This window comes from Pseudonocardia sp. OZ21, assembly GCF_059359135.1.
In genome coordinates, this window is record NZ_JCADBN010000016.1 from 64604 (window position 1) to 81463 (window position 16860).

Below are 16860 nucleotides of genomic sequence, written 5' to 3' on the forward strand. Positions count from 1 at the left end.
TGCCGAGATGCTCGGCCTACGCCGTGAGGTCCTTGTTGTAGATCACGAAGTCGCACGGGGTGGCGAGCAAGGGGGCCAGGTGCGGGTAGGACTCCTCGATCGCCCCGGTGCGCACCACCTGGTAGCCGATGCGGCCGTACCACCCCGCCAGGAACTGCTTCGACGGATGCGTCCAGTCCTGGGGCACCAGCAGTTCCAGCTGCATCACGGAACAACCGGCGTCCCGTCCGGCCTGCTCGGCGAACCGCACGAGCTCCCGGCCCACGCCGACGCCGCGGTGAGCGGGGTCGGCTGCGAGCATGCCGAACTCGTAGACGTCGCTGTCGAGGCGCTGGACCCGGACGCACCCCAGGGTCCGTCCGTCCGAACGGGCCACGACGATCTCCTCCGCCCGGATGAGGCCGGCGAGCTCCTCGACCGTGGTGCGGCTGGTGCCGTCGATCCACAGGCCGTCCTCCGCGACCGCGTAGACCACGTTGACCAGGTCGGTCAGTGTCGCCACGGTGCCCGTGTCATCGGCCGCGGCGGCGGGGAGCGTCTCGATCTCGAGACCGGTTGTCGCTGGCTTTCGAACTCCGGTCATTCGGTGTTTTCTCCTTTTTGGCCCAGCGATATCCACATCGTGAAAGCGACCAGGAAATCGCCGCGTTCGGCGGCTCGCTCCACCGAGGCGAAGAACGATTCCAGCAGCTGTTCCGGGATCAAGTCAACCACTCTTGCCCGCTTCGGATCGAAGAACGCGAGGACGGTGGCCGCGTCGGTGGGCGAGGTGAAGCACACGGTCACAGGCGCGGTGGTGACATTGCGCAGGCCGGCCTTCACCATGAGTGAGCGCGCGGTGCGCCCGGCGGTGGACAGGAGAATGTTCGACGACCGGACGGACGGGTCGTCGAGATGCGCGAAGCCGTCATGCGTCAGTGACGGCCAGTCCGTGTCGATCACGCAGACCCGGCCGCCCGGGCGGGTCACCCGCACCAGTTCCGCGATCGCCGCGCCGGGGTCGGCCAGGTGCTGGAGTACCCGCTCGGAGCGGACGCCGTCGAAGTGGTCGTCCGGGAAGTCGAGGGCGGTGACGTCGCCCACGACGTAGGTGACGGGGCCGCCGTCGTGCTGTGCCTCCGCCGCTGAGATGACGTCGGCGGAGCGGTCGAGGGCGACCACCGCTCCTCGGGGCCCCACCGCCGAACCGAGGTGACGTGCGACCTCGCCCAACCCGCACCCCGCATCGAGCAGTCGTTCCCCCTCCGTCGCCGCGAACAGTTGGAAGGCGGTGGCGCGCATCCGTCGGATCTCGGGGTTGCTCGCCGTGCCGCTGAGGTACTCGATTGCCTGGCCCCTCAGCTCCTCGGAGCTGCGGTCGATGTCCGTAAAGGACGCGGTCAATGATCTGGGCGATCCTGCGCTCATCCGAGGTTTCCTCTGAACAGGGGCGGGTGGCCTGATCGTACGTCGCTGGAAAACGCTGCCCGAGAGAATTGAAACGGAATGCCACCTTTTCGGCCTGATCCTCCCGTAAGTCGTCGAGGATGACCAGGCCGGGGCATCCGGCACAGCTGCCGATGGCAAGGTCACCGGTTTCCTCCAGCCGGGGCGGTGGGTCGCGCCGTCGGAAGGTCACAATCGGCGGCATGACTGCGACCGGCTTGATCGGTGACGGCCTCGACACCCCCTTCCTTGCCGTCGACATCGACGCACTGGAGCGCAACCTCACGAGGATGGCCGGTGTGGCACGGGCGCGGGGTCTCGCGCTGCGCCCGCACGCGAAGACGCACAAGTGCCCGGAGATCGCCCGCCGCCAGGTCGGGCACGGCGCAGCCGGCCTGACCGTCGCCACGGTGGGCGAGGCCGAGATCTTCGCCGCCTCCGGCTTCGGCGACCTGTTCATCGCCTATCCGATCTGGGTTTCGGGCGCACGTGGAGCCCGGCTGAGGGCGGTGGCCGAGCAGGTGTCGCTCCGGGTGGGTGTCGACTCAGCTGAGGGTGCGGAGGTCCTCGCCCGAGCCGTGGCAGGCACGGACGTGGCGGCCGTCGTCGAGATCGACAGCGGCCACCACCGGAGCGGGGTGCAGCCGGACCGGGCCGTTGAGGTCGCCACGGCCGCGACCCGCGCAGGGCTCCGGGTATCGGGGGTGTTCACCTTCCCCGGCCACAGCTACGGGCCCGGTCGCCGGGAGCAGGCGGCAGCCGACGAAGCCGACGCGCTGGCCGGGGCGGCCGCGGCGCTGCGGAAGGAAGGTCTGGACGTGGAGGTCGTCAGCGGCGGTTCGACACCGTCGGCGGCCATGGCCGATCCCACCGCGCTGACCGAGATCCGGCCCGGCGTGTACGTCTTCAACGACGCGCAGCAGGCCGAGCTGGGCAGTTGCGGCTGGTCCGACGTTGCTCTCACGGCGGTCAGCACGGTGGTGAGCGGGGCCGGGCGCCATGTCGTGCTCGATGCGGGGAGCAAGGTGCTGGGAGCCGACCAGCCGGCCTGGGCCACCGGCGGCGGTCGGCTCCCCGACCACCCAGGCGCCCGGATCGTCGCGCTCTCCGAACATCACGCCACCGTCGTCCTTCCCGAGGACGGAGCGCCGCTGCAGCGGGGCGACGTCGTGCGGGTGGCTCCCAACCACGTGTGTTCCGCCGTCAACCTGGCAGATGAACTGGTCGTGCTCGCTCAGGGCGTCCCGGTCGACCGCTGGAAGGTGGCCGCCCGGAACGCCAACACCTGACCCTCTCGGCCACGGTGGTGGCGCACCTGGTCACGGCTGGTGCAGCGGTTTTCCGGCGGTGCATCGCGGACACCGGTCCGGCTCCCAGATCTCGTTGGACCGGGCCACGAGGACCTCGAGGGGCAGGCCTGCCCCTGCGGCGACCGTGGCCGGGGTCGGTCCCAGCGCCGGCAGCGCGCCGAGCGCGACCACCTCCGCGCCCGCCGCGGTGAGATCGGCGACGGTGGCGCGCACGGCCGAGCCCGCGTTCACGACGTCGTCGACGACGGCCACGCGTCGTCCCGGAAGCCGTGAGCGAAGGGCGGCGGGCAACCGGTAGGTCGCCGAGTAGAGCCCGACGCCTGTCGAGGTGCGTTCGGTGTAGCAGAAGGCGAGTCCTAGCCGGGAGGCTACGAGCTGGGCGAGCAGGGCCCCGCCCACGAGCGGCCCGCACACGACGTCCACGGCGTGCGGCCGGATCCGGTCGGCGAGGCGCTCGGCGGGCGCGTTGATCCCGTCCGACCAGAACAGGCCGTCGAGTTCGAGCCACAGGTCGCCGTGGTGGCCGGACTCCAGGAGGAAGTGCCCCGTCCGCGCGGCCATGAGCCCCATGACGGCATGGTTCAGGTCATCGGGTGTGCTCATGGGGTCATATCTGTTGGACGGGCACCGGCGAGCCGGTCATCGTGGCGATGCTAACGCGACCGAAAGGTGCAGCAGTGGGCTTTTTCGAGGGGTTCACGGCCAGAACCGTCGACGTCGGGGAGGCCGCACTGCACGTCCGGTACGGGGGTGCGGGATCGCCGGTCCTGCTCCTGCACGGGCACCCACGCACGGGGGCGACGTGGCACCTGGTGGCAGCGCGGCTGCGTGAGAGTGGCCACACGGTCGTGGTGCCGGACCTGCGCGGCTACGGCCGTTCGTCCACGCCGGAGACCACGCATGACCACGCGCCGTACTCGAAGCGGGCGATGGCGCACGACATGGCCCGCCTCATGGGTCAGCTCGGCCACGAGACGTTCGCGGTGGTGGGCCACGACCGGGGCAGCTATGTGGCACTGCGCCTCGCTCTGGACCACCCGGCGGTGGTCGACCGGCTGACGGTGCTGGACTGCATCCCGATCACCGAGCACCTCGCCCGGTGCGACGCGCGTTTCGCATCGGCGTGGTGGCACTGGTTCTTCTTCGCGCAGCCCGACAAGCCCGAGCGCGCGATCCTCGCCGACCCCGACGCCTGGTACGGCGGCGATCCGGCGAGCATGGGGAAGGAGGCGTACGCGGAGTTCCACCGTGCGATCCACGACCCGGCCACCGTGCGGGCGATGCTGGAGGACTACCGCGCCGGCCTGGGGATCGACCGTGCCCACGAGGAGGCCGACCGGGCGTCCGGACGCCGCGTGACCTGCCCGCTTCTCGTCCTGTGGTCGAGCCGCGACGACCTGGAGGACCTCCACGGCGACCCGCTGGCGGTGTGGCGCGAGTGGTCCACTGACCTACGCGGGGGCGGTCCGATCGACTCCGGACACCACATGGCCGAGGAGGCGCCGGACGAGCTCGCCGACGCGATTCTCGCCTTCCTCCGAGCCTGAGGCTGTGCATCTGTGGCGTTTCGGACGCATGCGAGAGACCGGATGTCCGGGTACTTGCCTAGAGTCGGGATCATGGGTGGCGTTCGCGGACGGATCATAGGCCTTCTGGCTCGCCGGCGCTTGGGACGCAGACGGGCGGGCGGCGGGTCGCCGGACGCACTGCTGTCGATGCTCCCCGACTCGGCGCTGGTGCCGCTCCAACGCATCGGGCTCGACCCGGTGGAGGCGCTGGGAGCCCTGCGCGAGGACGAGCCGGTCAGCCAGCTCAAGCTCCCGTTCGGCCTGCGCGCCTGGCTGATCACGGGCTACGAGGAGAGCAAGGCGGTGCTCGGGGCGGGGAGCGCCTTCAGCAACGACTTCACCAACCTCGTCGGCACGGTGGGCATCACGGCCGACCAGAACCCGGGCGGTCTCGGCTTCACCGACCCACCGGCGCACACGCGCCTCCGGCGGATGCTCACTCCCGAGTTCACCGGCCACCGGCTACGCAGGCTGGGCCCGCGTATCGAGGCGATCGTGGCCGGTCAGCTCGACGAGATGGCCGGGATCGCGGAGTCGGACGGGGTCGTCGACATCCTGCAGTCCTTCGCGCTCCCCATCCCGTCGCTCACGATCTGCGAGCTCCTCGGCGTCCCCTACTCCGACCGCGCCGACTTCCAGCGGCTCAGCACCACCCGTTTCGACCTGCTCGGCGGGGTCACCGGCACGATCGGCGCGATCTCCGAGTCCATGGAGTACCTGCTCGGCATCGTGGAGAAGCAGCGTGTCGCTCCCGGCGACGGCCTGCTCGGCATGCTCGTGCGGGAGCACGGCGACGACATCAGCGACCACGAGCTGGCCGGGCTCGCCGACGGCCTGCTCACCGGCGGCCTCGAGACCACCGCGAGCATGCTCGCGCTGGGCACCATCGTGCTGCTGCAGCAGCCGGAGAGCCGTATCGCCGTCCGCGACGACGACAACGCGATCGACCCGTTCGTCGACGAGTTGCTGCGCTATCTCACCGTCGTGCAGGTCGCTTTCCCGAGATTCGCGAAGGAGGAGATCGAGATCGGTGGTCGCACCATCGCCAAGGGCGACATCGTGCTGTGCTCGCTGAGCGGAGCCAACCGCGACGGGCACGGGCTCGACCGGTTCGACCCCACGCGGGACACCCGGCCGCACCTCGCATTCGGCTACGGCCTCCACCGCTGCATCGGTGCCGAGCTCGCGCGGATGGAGCTGCGCGCGGCGTACCCGGCCCTCCTCCGCCGGTTCCCTGACATCAAGCTCGCCAAGGACCCCGGCGACCTGTCCTACCGCAAGCTGTCGTTCGTCTTCGGGGTCGACGCGCTCCCCGTCACGCTCCACTGAGTCGGCAGGCGGCTACGCCAGGAGGGAGGCGTAGCGGGGGATGTCGATGTTCCCGCCGCTCACGATCACGCCGACGCGCTGCCCGGACAGCTCCCCGGCGAGCCTGCGCACGGCCGCGAAGGCCAGGCATCCGGTCGGCTCCACCACGATCTTGAGCGTCGCGGCGAACACCCTCATCGCCTCCACCAGCTCGTCGTCGGAGGCGGTGACGATGTCGTCCACATCCCGGCGGATGATCGGGAAGGTCAGGTCGCCGAGGTGCTGGGTCTGTGCGCCGTCGGCGATGGTGTCGGGCGTGTCGATGTGCACGATCGACCCACTACGCAGCGACTGCAGCCCGTCGTCGCCCGCCTCCGGTTCCACGCCGTAGATCCGGCAGGACGGCGAGAGCGCGCGGGCCGCCAGCGCCGCACCGGAGAGCAGCCCACCGCCCCCGAGGCAGACGAACAGCGCGTCGAGCTCGCCCACCTCCTCGAGCAGCTCCTTCGTGGCGGTGCCCTGCCCTGCGATCACGTCAGGGTGGTTGTACGGCGGCACGAGCGTCATGCCGTGCTCGGCCGCGAGGGCGCGGCCGATCTCCTCGCGGTCCTCGGTGTACCGGTCGTAGACGACGATCGACGCCCCGTACCCGCGGGTGGCGGCCACCTTGCTCGCCGGGGCGTCGTGCGGCATGACGATCGTGGCGGGCATCCCCAGGATGCGCGCGGAGAGCGCAACGGCCTGGGCGTGGTTTCCCGAGGAGTACGCGATCACGCCCGCCTGCCGTTGCGCCTCGTCGAAGCGCGACAAGGCGTTGTACGCGCCGCGGAACTTGAACGCGCCCATCCGCTGGAAGTTCTCGCACTTGAAGAACACCGACGCGCCGACCTCACCGTCGACCAGTCGCGAGGTCAGCACGGGGGTGCGGTGGGCGTGGCCCCGGATCCGCTCGGCGGCGGCCTGCACGTCGGCGTAGGTGGGCGGTGTCGGCATTGTGCTCCCGTCTCGGTGCGTCCTTCGCATCGTGGTCGACGAGCCCGACGCCGTCCTGCCCGGCCCTGACTATGTGCCGGAGCCGCGGTCCGCCGTGTGCGCGAGGGACGCCAGTGCCGCCATGGCCTCGGCTGCTATCGCCGGATGGTCACTGGGTCCGGGAGCCGGGCGCCGCGGACTGTTGTTCGCGGCCGCGACGACCTCGGGATCGACGCGGACGGGCGCGTCCACGAGCACTGCGATGTTCAGCGCGTCACTCGGGCGGGCGTCGACCGCCGAGCCGTCCGCCAGCGCGAGGCGCGCGTAGAAAACCCCGGCCGTGAGGGCGGTGATCTCGACGGCCTCGATCCGGCCGCCTGCGGCCGCCAGCAGGGCGACCGTCAGCTGGTAGGTGTTCGGGCGCGGCAGGTCGGCTCCGTCGAGTGCGAGCGCGAGCGACGTGGCCTCGGCCGCGCCGACCCAGATCGGCAGCGTGTGCCGTCCATCGGCGTCGGACAGGACGACGATGTGCACGACATCGGCCTCCCTGTCCACACGGCGCACTGCCGTGACCTGCATCGGGATCGGGCCGGCGGACTCGGGTTCCATGGCGGGCTCCTCCATCGTGGGTCGGCAGGCGAGCTCGGGCACGCTGCGCCGCAGGCTCTCCCTCGCCTTGTACAGCCGGTTCTTGACGGCCGTCACCGAGACGCCGAGATGCTCGGCGGTCTCGGCGATGCTCAGTCCGTGCAGGTAGAACGCGGTGACCGCGGCGGCCTGCCCCGCCGGCAACGCCGCGACGACCTCGGTGAGCCGCCGGGCGAGCAGGCGGTTCTCGACCACGGCGTCCGGTCCCGGGCCACCGTCCTGCGGTTCGGCGATCCACCGGCCGCCGAGTGCAACCTCGAGCGAGATCGGGCTCCGTGACTGCTGCCGGGCCAGTGTGCGGGCGGTGTTCAGGGCGATGCCGGCCAGCCAGGGCCCGAAGCTGGCGGGCCGGTTCAGCTTGTCCAGGCTCGTCATGGCGGCGAGCACCGCGTCCTGTACCACGTCCTCGGCCCCGGTGGGGTCGGCGAGCCAGCGGACGCACAGTGATCGGACGAGGTCGAGATGCCGTTCGACCAGTACGGCGAACGCGGACCGGTCGCCGTGACGCGCTGCGTGTACCAGCGCAGCGTCATCGCCGGCTGTGCTTGCCCTCCACACGTCCTCATAGTGGTTGCCGCCGCGTCCGGGGTTAGCCGCCCAACGACGAACGCCGGGTCCACCTCACGAGGCGGACCCGGCGTTCGGCCGGTGTTCTGAGCTCAGCGACGCACGGACCTGCGGCTGTACATACCCGTGACCAGGAAGACCCCGAGGGCCGCGACCACGACCTGGAGGATGAGCTCCCCGATGTGGAAGCCGCCTCCGGTGGCCAGGCCCAGGGCGCCGGCGATGAACGAGCCGATGAAGGCGGCGACGATACCGATGACGATGGTCAGCCAGATCGGGATCGGCTGCTTGCCGGGCACGACCAGGCGGCCCAGTGCGCCGATGATGAGCCCCACGACGATGGCAGTGATGATGCCCGTGACGGTCACGGTTCCTCCAGTTGCGCCCCAGGGGTCGCTCTTGACGACCCGTTGTGGCCGAGTTCCCGGTCCCTCACGGGATCAAGCGTGATCGACACAACGTCGCCGATCTTTGTTCCGGTCGGACGATCGCACTCGGCCGGATGCGGAGCGCCGCTACCCGATCCGCGCGCCGTCGGCCTGCAGCGGCCGTGCCTGCCCCGCACCACGGACCACCCGCTCCTGGAGGTCGGGAGCCACCAGCCGGTCCGGTCCGGTCCGTCGAGCATGTTGATCACGCGCAGCAACGCGGTGGCGAGGACGGCGTCGTCCTCTGCCGCCTGCCGGTACCGCTGCAGGTACTCGCCCATCTCGAGCATCTCCGCGGTCCGCCGCGGAGATCGCGACCGCGGGAGGTGAGGCGCTCGCCGTCCGGACCGATGTGCTGTCCGACGAGGACATCGCGGCTGCCGTCCGCATCGCCGAGGAGCACTTCGGTGGGCTGGACATCGCCTTCAACAACGCGGCAGCCGGCGGCGCGTTCGGGCCGGTCGCGGACCGTACGCCGGAGTCGTGGCGAGCGGACATCGACGGCGTCCTCAACACCGTCTTCTACTCGATGCGCAACGAGATCCCGGCACTGCTGCGCCGCGGCGGCGGCGTGATCATCAACAACGGGTCCGCGGTGGGCAACGTCGGTTCCGGCGCCCTGATCAGCTCGTACGTGGCGGCCAAGCACGGTGTGCACGGGCTGACGCGCGCGGCGGCACTGGAGCTTGCGCCGCAGAACGTGCGCGTCAACGCGATCGCGCTGGGCACGGTGCTCAGCCCAGGAGTCAGGGACATCATGTCCGCGACGCCCCAGTTCGAGCAGGCGATGCGCGGCGTGCACCCCATCGGCCGGTTCGCCACCCCGGACGAACCGGCGTCGCTCGTGGCCTACCTCGCCGGAGACGATGCCGCCTTCATCACCGGCGCCGTCATGGTCATGGACGGGGGCTGGACCGCTCAGTGACGGCGGCGGTCCATCGGGGGCGGCTACCGGCTCTGGTGTTCGGCCTCGACAGGTGCGTGATCAGCGGAAACTCGGGTACCCGAGCTTCGATGAGACTGCTGGAGCGGGTGCTGAAGCCGACGGTGGACCGGTTGGTGGCGGAGCGCATCGAGGAGGAACGCCTCGATGCGCTCTACCGCTACCGCGTCCACAGCGACCCCGCCCGGCTGCGGATCCACCCAACCGCCGTTGTCAACAACGCCATCTTCAACACCGGAGGTGGCCACATCACCGTCGGGGAGTACGTCTTCTTCGGTCACAACGTGTGCGTGCTGGCCGGCGTGCACGAGGTCGACAAGTTCGGCATCGAACGGCAACAGGCCATCCCCCGTAGCGGTTACGACATCGAGATCGCCGAAGGTGTCTGGCTGGCGACCAACGTGCTGGTCGCAGGGCCTGTGACGATCGGGGCGCATGCGGTCGTCGGTGGCGGATCGGTGGTGCTGAAGGATGTTGCACCGTATGCGGTGGTGGCGGGCAACCCGGCGAGGTTCATCCGGTCACTGGCACCGCCGCCCGGAGCCGACGAGCCCGGGTGACCGTCCGGCAGACCACGAGGAAGCCGGCTCCGCCGGTGTCGCTGGTCAGCGGGTCAGAAATGACCGTACCCGGCCGACCCAGTCGGCCTGCCGTTCCAAGTGCGCAGCATGGCCGGCCTCCGGCACCAGAGACAGTTCACTGTGCGGCACTGCGGCGTGTAGCCGACGAGCTACCTGCACGGGAAAGCCCAGATCCTGCGCACCGTGCAGGATCAACGTGGGACGACGGAGTTCGCGTAGCACCGCTTCCGGGTCGGCGGGCCGGGGTGATCGCAACCTGCCCGCGAGCCAGCCCGGATTCCATGCGCCGGAGAACCGGACCCTCCACAGCACGGCACGCCACGAGTCGAGCAACCCGAGGTCCCACACGTTCATCGGCGCGGTGGCCATCGCCATGAGGCGGGTCTTCTCCGCCTGGTCGGTCGACCGATCCGCGAAGATCGCCGCTATCTCGGCATCGACCGCTGCGACACGTCTCAGGTACTCGGTGTTCTTCGCGAGGTCGTCCTCGATATCCGGATAAGCGGTGGTCGATGCGAGTATCAGCCGATCCACGAGATGCGGGTGGCGCTCGGCAACCATCATGGCGAGCTGTCCGCCGTAGGAGAAGCCGAGTACGTCCACCCGGCCGGCGCCGAGTTCGTGCACGAGCCACGCCACGTCCTCGACACAGAGGTCGGGCTGGTACGCGTCGGTGGGGAGATCCCGGCTGCTGCGGCCGCAGCCACGCAGATCGAACAGAACGACGCGGCGGATGTCGATCAGATCGTCGAGCGCCGGCAGCAGGTAGGAGTGGTCCCACCCCGGCCCGCCGTGGAGCACCAGCAGGACGGGGGCGCCAGGATCGCCATGGCTGCGAACGAACAGTGACACGTCGTCCGCCGTGCGAAGGAATTCCTCATCGAGCACCGCGCACGGTATCGCTCCCAGTGCGACGGGCCTGCGGAAATTCGCTGCTGCCGGGCCGGCGGGAGACCTATCTTCCGGGGTACGCGACGATCGGCCGTTTCCTCGCCGGAGTGCGTGAGCGGCTCAACCCCGGTGGCCGGGTACTGATGTTCTTCGGCACCTCCGGCGATCAGGACCACATCCTGGGCCTCGCCGGCCGCGCCGGGCTGCACGTCGAGACCGTGGCGTCACGGGGGCTGGAACGGGACGGGGTGAGCGTCACGTACTCGACCTTCCGTATGAGGCCGATGCCGTTCGCTGCTGGCCGGGTGTGATGATCCAGGCGTTCGGCGTCCTTCTGGCCGCGTTGTGGTCCCGTGTCGCTGTTCGAGCACGGTCTGATTCCGCGTTATGTGTCCATGACGCGGTTGTCGGTCATCGGCGGATCTCGACGTTCCCCGGCTCAGGCATTCGGATCAAACGATAGAGGTACGCGCACCATCCTGGGCAGCTCCCGGTGCCGGCGCCGGTCGTGTTGAGGCCCGGATTGAGCGTCCCGTCCGGCCCGATGGCACAGGAGTGGGGTAGCAACCGTTGCCGTCGTAGTCCATGGCCGGCTGGATCGATCCGTCACGGCCGTATGCGCTGTCGGCTTGAGTGCTCGAGCCGGTCGGCGGGACGTCGAGCCGGTTCCACCCGAACCCGACCTGAGCCTCCACGCCGTTTGGACAAGACTCGCGCGTTCTTGCACATTCCTCTCACCAGCGACGGTCGCGGGTCGATCGTGTGCTGGAATCTGTGACATGTCTCTGAGCCAGCTTCGCGATCTGCTGGACCGTCATGTGCGACCCGACGGAACTACCGCTATCGATGGCGTCCGGATCTGCAGGGCCGACCACGCCGTCGCGCCGGAGACCGCGATGTCGGGCACGGTGCTGGCGATCATCGCCCAGGGTGACAAGCGACTGGCGTTGGGCGACCGCGTCTTCGAATACGGCGCCGGGCAGTATCTCGTCGCTTCGGTCGATCTCCCGCTGAGCGGTCACTTCGTCGACACGGCGCCCGGCGAGGCCTCGCTCGGCTTCGGGATGACCTTGGACCCTGCCGCCATCGCTGAGCTGCTGCTGGCGGCCGGCCCGGGTGACCTGCCGCGGTCGCCCGGAGCTCCGGGACCGGGAATCGCGGTCACTGACGCCCCGGACGAGTTGCTCGACGCTGTCGTGCGGTTGCTGCGTCTGCTCGACCAGCCACGGGACCGAAAGGCGCTGGCCCCGTTGTTCAAGCGCGAGATCCTCTGGCGGTTGATCACCGGGGACCAAGGTGACCTCGTGCGCCAACTCGGCCTGGCCGACAGCAGCCTGAGCCACATCAGGCGCGCGGTGGGCTGGATCCGGGACAACTACACCAAGCCCTTCCGGGTCGAGGAAGTGGCACGGCTTTCGGGGATGAGCGTTTCCGCCTTCCACCGGAACTTCCAAGCGGTGACCGCGATGACCCCGATCCAGTTCCAGAAGCACATACGGCTACAGGCGGCCAGGTTGCTGCTGGCGAACCGTCCACGCGACATCACCAGCGTCAGCCAGCGCGTCGGATACGACAACCTCTCCCAGTTCAGTCGGGAATACCGCCGTCAATTCGGCGTCCCGCCCAGCATCGACGCGGTTCGCATGCGTGACGGGGCGGGCGCAATGTTTGCGGTGCTGCCATGAGAATCTTCTGAGCGTAGCGGATCGTGTAAGTGAGCGAGACCGTCTTGCCGGCCTTCCGATGGCGTCGCTGTTTTGATGAAGGCGCCGGAACTTTCCACCGATTCCGGGACGGTTGTCAAGCGCCACCACGGGGAGAAGTATGCGGTACCGCAGGCTGGACCCGTCCGGAATCGGGAATTGTGCCGTGGCGCACGAAGACGATCGGCGGACAGGACTGTGACCATGGAAGATGCCGTTGCCCGCGCCCTCGAGATCGGGCCCGACTCCTCTGCCGCTGAACGCACGATCGAGATCACGACGATGGGCGCGCGCAGCGGCCTCCCGCGCCGCATCGAGATCTGGCTCCACCATATCGACGGGCGCTGGTACCTGAGCGGCATGCCTGTTGCCCGTAGTTGGTACGCGAACCTGCGCGCGAATCCGCGGTTCGTGGTGCACCTCAAGCACGGGGTCACCGCCGACCTGCCCGCGACCGCCGTACCGGTCGACGAGCCGACACGATTCAGAGTGATCACTGCGGTGGTCGACCTGCAGGATCGGCCCCAGCTTGCGGCGCGGGTCACCAGGCGCCAGGAGCCCGACGAGTGGCTCGCGCGCAGCCCGCTGGTCGAGGTCGTGTTCGACGACGAACGGTTTCGGGCCGTGTAGCAGCAGAAACCACCAGGCGTCGGGTTGATCAATCACCGTACGCGCAAAAATCGAGTGCAAGGATACGGCACATGAAGTACCGCACACTGGGCCGAACCGGAATCCAGGTCAGCCCCTACTGCCTGGGCGCCATGATGTTCGGGCGCATGGGAAACTCCGACCACGACGACTCGATCCGGATCATCCATAGGGCCCTGGACGCAGGGATCAACTTCATCGACACCGCTGACGCGTACTCTTCCGGTGAGTCCGAGGAGATCGTCGGAAAGGCTCTCAAGGGCCGCCGCGACAACATCGTGCTCGCCAGCAAGGTGCATCTGCCGATGAGCGACGATCCCAATCACCGGGGCAATTCGCGGCGCTGGATCACCACCGCGGTCGAGCACTCCCTGCGACGCCTGCAGACGGATCACCTCGACCTGTACCAGATCCACCGCCCCGACCCGACAACCGATATCGAGGAGACACTGTCGGCACTGTCCGACCTGATCCACAGCGGCAAGGTGCGCGCCATCGGCACGTCATCCTTTCCCGCCTCGGACATCGTCGAGGCGCAGTGGGTCGCCGAGCGTCGTGGCTTCGAGCGATTCCGGACCGAGCAGCCGGCGTATTCGATCGTCAACCGGAGCATCGAACGCGAGGTGCTGCCGGTCTGCCAGCGCTACGGCATGGGCACGCTGGTCTGGAGCCCTCTGGGCCAGGGCCTGCTCACCGGACGGTTCCGGAAGGGCAAGCAGTCCGACAGCTACCGCTACGGCCTGATGCCGCACCACTTCGACGTCGAACGCAAGCTCGATGTCGTCGAACAGCTCATCCCGCTCGCCGAGAAGGCGGGTCTGCCGATCACCCACCTCGCGATGGCGTTCGCGATCGCCCACCCCGGCGTCACCTCGGCGATCATCGGGCCGCGCACCATGGAGCAGCTCGACGACCTGTTGACCAGCGCCGACGTCACCTTGGACGACGAGATCCTCGGCCGGATCGACGAGATCGCCCCGCCCGGTACTGATGCCGGTCCCAACGAGGTGGCCTACGCACCGCCGGCTGTGACGACCGTGGGCCTGCGTCGCCGGCCGGTCGCCGAACGCTCCGCAGCGTGAGCGAGACCCGCATGACTGATCCGGCACCAACACCGTTCGGGACGACGTGGCCACGCGGGTGGGTGGCCTGATCCGGGGTCCGACGGGGGCCGACTGAGACTGCAACTGAGACTGAAGACGAACGCCCGGGCCCCGCGTGAGCGGGTAACCCGGGCGTTCGTGCTGCTCAGAGAGCGGAGGATGCGGGATTCGAACCCGCGAGGGCGTGAACCCAACACGCTTTCCAAGCGTGCGCCATAGGCCACTAGGCGAATCCTCCGTGTCGGAGCATAGCCGGGTCGCTCGCGCCGCCGACGACCGCCTACACTCCTCCACGGACCCCGCGCGGCGTCCATCCTGTGAACTCCCCCAGGGCCGGAAGGCAGCAAGGGTCAACGGGCTCTGTCGGGTGCGCGGGGTCCCCTTTCGTCTCCGGCCCGTGTGGCCAACTACGTTCCCCCGCGGCCTGCTGTCGGTGCCGGTCGGTAGCCTCGCGCCCGTGGCGCTGGCTCTGTACCGCAAGTACCGCCCGGCGAAGTTCGCCGAGGTGGTCGGGCAGGAACACGTCACGGAGCCGTTGAGCACGGCGCTCGCGGCGGGCCGCATCAACCACGCCTACCTGTTCTCGGGCCCCCGTGGCTGCGGCAAGACGTCGTCGGCGCGGATCCTGGCGCGGTCGCTCAACTGTGAGCTCGGCCCCACTCCCGACCCGTGCGGCGTGTGCCCGTCGTGCATCTCGCTGGCGCCGGGCGGTCCGGGCAACATCGACGTCACCGAGCTCGACGCCGCGTCCCACGGTGGGGTGGACGACACCAGGGAGCTGCGCGACCGCGCCTTCTTCGCGCCCGCCGAGTCGCGCTACCGCGTGTTCATCATCGACGAGGCCCACATGATCACGACGCAGGGTTTCAACGCCCTGCTCAAGATCGTGGAGGAGCCGCCGGAACACCTGGTGTTCGTGTTCGCCACCACCGAGCCGGACAAGGTGCTGCCCACCATCCGCTCGCGCACCCACCACTACCCGTTCCGCCTCATCCCGCCCGGCACGCTGCGCAAGCTGCTGGAGCGCATCTGCGCCGAGGAAGGCGCGGTCGTCGCACCCCCCGTCTTCCCTCTCGTCATCCGCGCGGGGGGCGGTTCGGCGCGCGACTCGCTGTCGGTGCTCGACCAGCTGCTCGCCGGGGCCGGACCGGAGGGCGTCACGTACGAGCGGGCGGTGGCGCTGCTCGGGGTCACCGACGTCTCCCTGATCGACGACGTGGTCGACGCGCTCGCCGCGAGCGACCGCGCCGCCGTGTTCGAGGCCGTCGACCGGCTGGTGGAGGCCGGGCACGACCCCCGCCGCTTCGCGGCCGACCTGCTGCAACGCCTGCGCGACCTCACGCTGCTGCAGGCGGTGCCCGAGGCGGCCGAGCGCGGGCTCGTCGAGGCGGCCGAGGACGAGCTGTCGCGGATGATCGAGCAGGCGGGCAAGCTCGGCCAGGCCACGCTCACCCGCTACGGCGAGATCGTGCACACCGGGCTCACCGAGATGCGGGGGGCCACGGCGCCGCGGCTGCTGCTGGAGCTGCTGTGCGCGCGGATGCTGCTCCCCGCCGCCACCGTGGCCGAGCCGGGGCTGCTGGAACGCCTCGAGCGGCTCGAGCGGCGCAACGCCATCGCGTCCGCTCCGCTGGCTCCGGGGGAGACGGTGGCCGATCGCGAGGAGCCGGCCGAGGTGCGACCGCGGTTCCAGCGCCGCAGCGAGCGGGCCGAGCAGCCTGCGGGCGCTGGTGCGCCTGCGGAGGCTCGGGACGGCCGAGCCGGGGCAGCGCCCGCCGAGCCCGCGCAGGCCGCCCCGCAGCGGGTCGCCGCAGATCGTCCCGCCGCCGATCCGCGGGGTGCCACCGGCCCTGCTCCTGAGCCCGCCGATGCCGGCCGCCAGGGCCGGGAGCCGGTGCCACCGGACCAGACCGAGGCTCCCCCCTCGGCCGTCGATCGTCCTGCCGGTGAGGCCGCCGGTGCCGGTCGCCGGGCCGGTGAACCCTCGACGGAACGCCCGGGCGCGGCCGGTGATCGTCCCGCCGTGGAACACGCTGCACCGGCCCGTTCCGCCGAACGGGAGCCCGTTGCCCGTCCCGCCTCCGCGCGCCCCGTCCCCGAACGGGCTGCGCCCGCCGCCTCCGACCGGCCGGTTCCGCCGGCTCCGGACGACGCGGCCGCCCGGTACGACGGTGGTGGCCCCGCTCGCCAGGCCGAGCCCGCGGCCGTCGCCCCCCTCGACGCGGCGGCGGTGCGGCGGGCGTGGCCGGAGGTGCTGGCCGCCGCCAAGGACCGGAAGAAGCGCACGGCCGCGCTGCTGGTGAGCGCCACCGTGCGGGCCGTGGAGGGCGACACCCTGGTGCTGAGCATCGGCACCGCCCCGCTGGCCCGGTTGCTCTCGGAGCAGAGCAACACCGAGGTCATCGCCGAATCTCTGCACGCGGTGCTGGGTGTCCGCTGGCGGGTGCGCTGCGAGCACGGTGACGCCGTGACGTCCGCGCCTGCCGCGGCCGGTCCGCCACCGTCCCCCGTTGCCGCCCCGCAGCGCCGGCCGTCCCGGCCGCCGCCCGTGCGTCGCTCGGCCGCCCCCGACGACGGCGAACCACTCCCGCCCGAGCCGCCCGAGGAGGAGCCACCGCCGGACGACGAGGAGTCGATGATCGCCGACGCGGCCACCGGCCCGGTGGACCTGCCCGTGGAGCGGCGGCGCGACCCCGAGGAGGCGGCGATCGAGCTCCTGAGCTCGCAGCTGGGAGCCCGGGCGATCGAGCAGCGCTGACCGAGCG

The 16860-nt window shown here is 70.2% G+C and carries 17 protein-coding genes, 1 tRNA gene and 1 other RNA gene; 11 read left to right on the top strand and 8 right to left on the bottom strand.

Annotated features, from left to right (window positions below):
• Positions 1 to 16: 16 nt before the first annotated feature.
• The gene (locus tag AC5L35_RS29535; protein ID WP_495062994.1) at positions 17 to 583 is read right to left on the bottom strand and encodes a GNAT family N-acetyltransferase; all 567 of its coding nucleotides are present in this window, start codon (positions 581 to 583) and stop codon (positions 17 to 19) included.
• Positions 580 to 1407 carry a methyltransferase domain-containing protein gene (locus AC5L35_RS29540; protein WP_495063115.1) on the bottom strand — a complete coding sequence of 276 codons (828 nt, stop codon included), beginning with the start codon at positions 1405 to 1407 and terminating at the stop codon, positions 580 to 582. Before AC5L35_RS29540 ends, AC5L35_RS29535 begins: the two co-directional genes overlap by 4 nt.
• A gap of 221 nt (positions 1408 to 1628) precedes the next feature.
• On the opposite strand from AC5L35_RS29540, the gene AC5L35_RS29545 reads away from it, so the two are divergent.
• Positions 1629 to 2714 (top strand): alanine racemase, encoded by a 1086-nt coding sequence (locus tag AC5L35_RS29545; RefSeq protein WP_495062995.1) that lies wholly within the window; start codon positions 1629 to 1631, stop codon positions 2712 to 2714.
• A 30-nt stretch (positions 2715 to 2744) separates the two neighbouring features.
• Here the strand turns inward: AC5L35_RS29545 and AC5L35_RS29550 are convergent, their stop codons facing one another.
• Positions 2745 to 3338 (bottom strand): phosphoribosyltransferase family protein, encoded by a 594-nt coding sequence (locus tag AC5L35_RS29550; RefSeq protein WP_495062996.1) that lies wholly within the window; start codon positions 3336 to 3338, stop codon positions 2745 to 2747.
• A 74-nt stretch (positions 3339 to 3412) separates the two neighbouring features.
• On the opposite strand from AC5L35_RS29550, the gene AC5L35_RS29555 reads away from it, so the two are divergent.
• The gene (locus tag AC5L35_RS29555) at positions 3413 to 4282 is read left to right on the top strand and encodes an alpha/beta fold hydrolase (RefSeq protein ID WP_495062997.1); all 870 of its coding nucleotides are present in this window, start codon (positions 3413 to 3415) and stop codon (positions 4280 to 4282) included.
• A 72-nt stretch (positions 4283 to 4354) separates the two neighbouring features.
• Positions 4355 to 5632 carry a cytochrome P450 gene (locus AC5L35_RS29560; protein WP_495062998.1) on the top strand — a complete coding sequence of 426 codons (1278 nt, stop codon included), beginning with the start codon at positions 4355 to 4357 and terminating at the stop codon, positions 5630 to 5632.
• A 12-nt stretch (positions 5633 to 5644) separates the two neighbouring features.
• Here the strand turns inward: AC5L35_RS29560 and AC5L35_RS29565 are convergent, their stop codons facing one another.
• The 3 genes from AC5L35_RS29565 to AC5L35_RS29575 form a co-directional block, all read right to left on the bottom strand.
• The gene (locus AC5L35_RS29565) at positions 5645 to 6604 is read right to left on the bottom strand and encodes a threo-3-hydroxy-L-aspartate ammonia-lyase (RefSeq protein ID WP_495062999.1); all 960 of its coding nucleotides are present in this window, start codon (positions 6602 to 6604) and stop codon (positions 5645 to 5647) included.
• Positions 6605 to 6673: 69 nt separating this feature from the next.
• Positions 6674 to 7789 (bottom strand): bifunctional nuclease domain-containing protein, encoded by a 1116-nt coding sequence (locus AC5L35_RS29570; RefSeq protein ID WP_495063000.1) that lies wholly within the window; start codon positions 7787 to 7789, stop codon positions 6674 to 6676.
• A gap of 101 nt (positions 7790 to 7890) precedes the next feature.
• Entirely contained in the window at positions 7891 to 8166 is a 276-nt protein-coding gene (locus tag AC5L35_RS29575) for a GlsB/YeaQ/YmgE family stress response membrane protein (RefSeq protein WP_433277648.1), read from the bottom strand.
• A 304-nt stretch (positions 8167 to 8470) separates the two neighbouring features.
• On the opposite strand from AC5L35_RS29575, the gene AC5L35_RS29580 reads away from it, so the two are divergent.
• A complete protein-coding gene (locus AC5L35_RS29580) occupies positions 8471 to 9151 on the top strand; it encodes an SDR family NAD(P)-dependent oxidoreductase (RefSeq protein WP_495063116.1) in 681 nt (226 codons plus the stop codon).
• 89 nt (positions 9152 to 9240) lie between these two features.
• Complete coding sequence (locus tag AC5L35_RS29585) at positions 9241 to 9729, top strand: acyltransferase (RefSeq protein WP_495063001.1); 489 nt, start codon at positions 9241 to 9243, stop codon at positions 9727 to 9729.
• 45 nt (positions 9730 to 9774) lie between these two features.
• On the opposite strand, the gene AC5L35_RS29590 is transcribed toward AC5L35_RS29585, so the two are convergent.
• Positions 9775 to 10638: an alpha/beta fold hydrolase gene (locus tag AC5L35_RS29590; RefSeq protein ID WP_495063002.1), complete on the bottom strand. Its 864-nt coding sequence runs from the start codon at positions 10636 to 10638 to the stop codon at positions 9775 to 9777.
• 110 nt (positions 10639 to 10748) lie between these two features.
• Here AC5L35_RS29590 and AC5L35_RS29595 point away from each other — a divergent pair, with 110 nt between their 5' ends.
• From AC5L35_RS29595 to AC5L35_RS29610, 4 genes are all read left to right on the top strand, one after another.
• A complete protein-coding gene (locus tag AC5L35_RS29595; RefSeq protein ID WP_495063003.1) occupies positions 10749 to 10952 on the top strand; it encodes a hypothetical protein in 204 nt (67 codons plus the stop codon).
• A gap of 468 nt (positions 10953 to 11420) precedes the next feature.
• Positions 11421 to 12326: an AraC family transcriptional regulator gene (locus AC5L35_RS29600; RefSeq protein ID WP_495063004.1), complete on the top strand. Its 906-nt coding sequence runs from the start codon at positions 11421 to 11423 to the stop codon at positions 12324 to 12326.
• 222 nt (positions 12327 to 12548) lie between these two features.
• Positions 12549 to 12974, top strand: a complete 426-nt coding sequence (locus tag AC5L35_RS29605; protein ID WP_495063005.1) for a nitroreductase/quinone reductase family protein — start codon at positions 12549 to 12551, stop codon at positions 12972 to 12974.
• Between the two features lie 71 nt (positions 12975 to 13045).
• Positions 13046 to 14074: an aldo/keto reductase gene (locus AC5L35_RS29610; protein ID WP_495063117.1), complete on the top strand. Its 1029-nt coding sequence runs from the start codon at positions 13046 to 13048 to the stop codon at positions 14072 to 14074.
• Positions 14075 to 14248: 174 nt separating this feature from the next.
• Here AC5L35_RS29610 and AC5L35_RS29615 read toward each other — a convergent pair.
• Positions 14249 to 14333: transfer RNA gene (locus tag AC5L35_RS29615), tRNA-Ser, on the bottom strand.
• A gap of 53 nt (positions 14334 to 14386) precedes the next feature.
• On the opposite strand from AC5L35_RS29615, the gene ffs reads away from it, so the two are divergent.
• Together ffs and AC5L35_RS29625 are read left to right on the top strand one after the other, a co-directional pair.
• An RNA gene (gene ffs, locus AC5L35_RS29620) (signal recognition particle sRNA small type) lies at positions 14387 to 14481 on the top strand.
• 71 nt (positions 14482 to 14552) lie between these two features.
• Complete coding sequence (locus tag AC5L35_RS29625; protein WP_495063006.1) at positions 14553 to 16853, top strand: DNA polymerase III subunit gamma and tau; 2301 nt, start codon at positions 14553 to 14555, stop codon at positions 16851 to 16853.
• Positions 16854 to 16860: the final 7 nt, after the last annotated feature.

Coding starts and splice junctions, on each gene's coding strand:
- AC5L35_RS29535 (WP_495062994.1), bottom strand. CDS start 583: ATGACCGGAGTTCGAAAGCCAGCGACAACCGGTCTCGAGATCGAGACG.
- AC5L35_RS29540 (WP_495063115.1), bottom strand. CDS start 1,407: ATGAGCGCAGGATCGCCCAGATCATTGACCGCGTCCTTTACGGACATC.
- AC5L35_RS29545 (WP_495062995.1), top strand. CDS start 1,629: ATGACTGCGACCGGCTTGATCGGTGACGGCCTCGACACCCCCTTCCTT.
- AC5L35_RS29550 (WP_495062996.1), bottom strand. CDS start 3,338: ATGAGCACACCCGATGACCTGAACCATGCCGTCATGGGGCTCATGGCC.
- AC5L35_RS29560 (WP_495062998.1), top strand. CDS start 4,355: ATGGGTGGCGTTCGCGGACGGATCATAGGCCTTCTGGCTCGCCGGCGC.
- AC5L35_RS29565 (WP_495062999.1), bottom strand. CDS start 6,604: ATGCCGACACCGCCCACCTACGCCGACGTGCAGGCCGCCGCCGAGCGG.
- AC5L35_RS29585 (WP_495063001.1), top strand. CDS start 9,241: ATGAGACTGCTGGAGCGGGTGCTGAAGCCGACGGTGGACCGGTTGGTG.
- AC5L35_RS29600 (WP_495063004.1), top strand. CDS start 11,421: ATGTCTCTGAGCCAGCTTCGCGATCTGCTGGACCGTCATGTGCGACCC.
- AC5L35_RS29605 (WP_495063005.1), top strand. CDS start 12,549: ATGGAAGATGCCGTTGCCCGCGCCCTCGAGATCGGGCCCGACTCCTCT.
- AC5L35_RS29610 (WP_495063117.1), top strand. CDS start 13,046: ATGAAGTACCGCACACTGGGCCGAACCGGAATCCAGGTCAGCCCCTAC.